The organism is Viscerimonas tarda, from assembly GCF_054601255.1.
In genome coordinates, this window is the sequence record NZ_BAAHWV010000083.1 from 1 (window position 1) to 3,804 (window position 3,804).

At 42.1% G+C, this 3,804-nt stretch carries 3 protein-coding genes; all 3 read left to right on the top strand.

All coding sequences use genetic code 11. The annotated features are described in order from the left end of the window. Nucleotides 1-115: 115 nt before the first annotated feature. The gene (mobA, locus tag ACYPWY_RS15670) at nt 116-550 is read left to right on the top strand and encodes a conjugal transfer protein MobA (protein ID WP_459686482.1); all 435 of its coding nucleotides are present in this window, start codon (nt 116-118) and stop codon (nt 548-550) included. A 23-nt stretch (nt 551-573) separates the two neighbouring features. Beyond that, on the top strand, nt 574-1,791 hold the full coding sequence (gene mobB, locus ACYPWY_RS15675) for a conjugal transfer protein MobB (RefSeq protein ID WP_459686483.1): 1,218 nt from the start codon (nt 574-576) through the stop codon (nt 1,789-1,791). A gap of 19 nt (nt 1,792-1,810) precedes the next feature. Beyond that, nucleotides 1,811-3,804, top strand: a 1,994-nt coding sequence (gene mobC / locus ACYPWY_RS15680; RefSeq protein WP_459686484.1) for a conjugal transfer protein MobC, incomplete at its 3' end; no start/stop codon positions are given.

The following is a 3,804-nucleotide window of genomic DNA, read 5'->3' on the forward strand; positions in this document are numbered from 1 at the left end:
TGTATTTTGAGTTCCTCAAAATATTTTCAGTGCCTGAAAACACTTGCCCTTGCAGGGGGCAAAAACGCTTCCGAAGTCAGCGTTTTTATTGAATACAATGTAAAATTTTAATGTTATGGCAACAGAAAATAAAAAAGCAAAGCAGGTGGGGCGCAAGCCGAAAGCCGACCCTTGCCGCCACCGCTTGGCGATTAACCTCAATGATGCGGACTTTGCCAAGTTCCTGACGCTTTTTGAACAGTCAGGCTTGCAGGACAGGGCGCATTTCATAACCGCCTGTATTTTTGAACGGCAATTGAAGGTGGTCAAAATCGACAAGGCGGCGATGGATTATTATATGCGATTGACGACATTTCACGCACAATTCCGCGCAATCGGCGTGAATTACAATCAGGTTACAAAGGCTTTAAAATCCACTTTTACCGAGAAAAAAGCCCTTGCTTTCCTCTATAAATTGGAACAGGCGACAAAAGAATTAGCCGCTTTTCAACAAAGAATAGAGGACTTGACAGCAGAGTTTGAACGCAAATACCTGAATCGTAATTTGTAATTTTTAATTCGTAATTGAATATTATGATAGCAAAAATCAGCTCAAGCAATAACCTCTACGGCGCACTTTCCTACAATCAAAACAAGGTGGAAGACAAGCACGCGCAAGTCATTTTTAGCAATAAAATGATAGAGCCGAAAGACGGGAATTTTGATATTTCCACCTGTTTGCTGTCCTTTGAAAACTACCTTTTGGCAAACAAACGGACGGAAAAACCGGTCATTCACCTGTCCATAAACCCCGACCCGAAAGACAAACTTTCCGATGAACAGTTGTCGGAAATCGCCCAAACCTATATGCAAAAAATGGGTTACGGCGCCCAACCTTTTATCGTTTACAAGCACGAGGACATTGAGCGCAAACACATTCACATTGTTTCGGTGCGCGTGGATGAGAACGGACGAAAGATTGACGGCAACTTTGAACGCCGCCGCTCAATGGACATTTGTCGCGACCTCGAACAGAAATACGGACTAATCCCCGCCGACCAAAAACAAAAATCCCAATCATCCCTGTTGTCCCTCAAACCGGTCAATTACAAAAACGGCGACATAAAGCACCAAATAGCCAATGTAATCCGCCCTATTGCAAAGGATTATCATTTTCAAAGTTTGAAAGAATACCGCGCCTTGCTTACCTTATATAATATAGGAGTGGAAGAAGTGAAAGGCGAAATTGGCGGCAAAGAATATAAAGGATTGATTTATTCCGCATTGAATAAAAAGGGTGAAAAAACAGGTAATCCGTTCAAATCTTCGCTTTTTGGAAAATCCGTTGGCATTGAAGCATTGGAAAAGCGTATGGAACAATCGGCGGAAATTATCAAAAGTAAACACCTGAAAGAACGCAGCAAAAAAGTTATTTCGGCAGTGATGCTTACCTCAAAACGCCGCGCCGACTTTGAAGGCGCGTTGGCTAAACAGGGCATTTCAGTATTGTTCCGTGAAAACGAACAGGGCAGAATCTATGGCGCAACGTTTATAGACCACGAACAAAAGTGCGTGTTCAACGGCTCGCGTTTGGGCAAGGAATTTTCGGCAAATGTTTTCAACGATTTATTCAACGTTCAAAAGGATACAGATAAAAAATCAAGTGAATCCTTTAATCATGAAAATCAAGGTTCAGACATTGGCGGTATTTTCGATTTGTTTTCACCAGAATATTCGGCAGCGGACGAAATTGAAGAACAAAACTTTATCCGCCGTTTGAAAAAGAAAAAAAGAAAACAAAGAAGATTATAAACTATTAAAAATTAAGATTATGCAACAGGAAGATGATTTAAGAGGCTTGGCAAAAACAATGGAGTTTATGCGGGCGGTTAGTATTTTGTTTTGTGTTATCAATGTCTATTGGTTTTGTTACCAATACATTGTGGAGTGCGGGGTAAATATCGGCGTTGTCGATAAAATCCTGATGAATTTTAACCGTACAACGGGACTTTTTTCATCCATTCTTTGGACGAAAATCTTTGCCGTTGTGTTTTTGGCTTTATCCTGTTTGGGGACGAAAGGCGTTAAGGAAGAAAAGATTAAGTGGTCGAAAATCAACACTTTCCTGTTTTTCGGCTTCATCCTGTTTTTCCTGAACTGGTGGCTGCTGTATTTGCCGTTTCCACTCGTGGCAAACACTACGTTTTATGTGTTTACGCTCACTTTGGGCTATATCCTGTTACTCGTTGCCGGATTGTGGATGAGCCGCTTACTCAAAAACAACCTTTTAGATGATGTCTTTAATGTTGAGAATGAAAGTTTTATGCAGGAAACGAGGCTGATGGAAAACGAGTATTCAGTTAATTTGCCGACACGATTTTTCTACAAAAAGAAGTGGAACAAGGGATGGATAAACATTGTCAATCCGTTCCGCGCCTCTATCGTACTCGGCACTCCGGGTTCGGGCAAGAGTTATGCAGTAGTCAACAATTACATTAAACAGCAGATACAGAAAGGTTTCGCTTTATATGTGTATGATTTCAAGTTTGACGACTTGTCGGTTATCGCCTACAATACGCTGATGCACAACCTTGACAAATACAGGGTCAAACCGAAATTCTATGTTATCAATTTCGACAATCCGCGCAAGTCGCACCGTTGCAATCCAATCAATCCGGTGTTTATGACCGATATTTCGGACGCTTATGAAAGCGCCTACACAATTATGCTTAACCTCAATAAAACTTGGATACAAAAACAGGGCGACTTTTTCGTGGAATCGCCCATAATCCTCTTAGCTGCAATAATTTGGTATCTCAAAATTTTTCAAAACGGCAGGTATTGCACCTTTCCACATGCCATTGAATTTCTCAACCAAAAGTATGTCGATATTTTTCCGATACTCACTTCTTATCCGCAGTTGGAGAACTATTTAAGTCCCTTTATGGATGCGTGGGAAGGAGGAGCGGCTGACCAGTTGATGGGGCAGATTGCAAGCGCGAAAATCCCTTTGTCAAGAATGATTTCCCCGCAATTGTATTGGGTTATGACAGGCGATGATTTTTCTTTGGACATTAACAATCCCGACAAGCCGAAAATTCTTTGTGTCGGCAACAACCCCGACCGTCAAAACATTTACAGTGCGGCTTTGGGATTATACAACAGCCGTATAGTTAAATTGATAAACAAGAAAGGACAGTTAAAAAGTTCGGTTATCATTGACGAGTTGCCGACAATCTATTTTCGTGGTTTGGATAACCTGATTGCAACAGCGCGTTCAAATAAAGTCGCCGTTTGTTTGGGTTTTCAGGACTTTTCGCAGTTAAAGCGCGATTACGGCGACAAGGAAGCCGCCGTAGTGATGAACACCGTAGGCAATATTTTCAGCGGTCAGGTAGTCGGCGAATCGGCAAAGAATCTTTCCGAGCGTTTCGGAAAGGTGTTGCAAAAACGCCAATCCATGACGATTAACAGGCAGGACAAATCAACCTCCATTTCCACGCAGTTGGACAGTCTGATACCCGCTTCAAAAATCAGTAATTTAACGCAGGGAATGTTTGTGGGCGCAGTTTCCGACAATTTCGACGAGCGGATAGAACAAAAGATTTTCCACGCCGAAATTGTTGTGGATAATGCAAAGGTGGCCGCCGAAACAAAAGCCTACCAAAAAATCCCTGAAATTCTGGATTTCCGCGATGGGGACGGCAACGATACCATGCAGGCGGAAATTGAACGCAATTACAATCAAATCAAAGCCGATGTGAAACAGATTGTTGCCGAAGAATTGTCGCGAATTGCTGCCGACCCTGACTTGCAGCATTTGAT

Coding starts and splice junctions, on each gene's coding strand:
- mobA (WP_459686482.1), top strand. CDS start 116: ATGGCAACAGAAAATAAAAAAGCAAAGCAGGTGGGGCGCAAGCCGAAA.
- mobB (WP_459686483.1), top strand. CDS start 574: ATGATAGCAAAAATCAGCTCAAGCAATAACCTCTACGGCGCACTTTCC.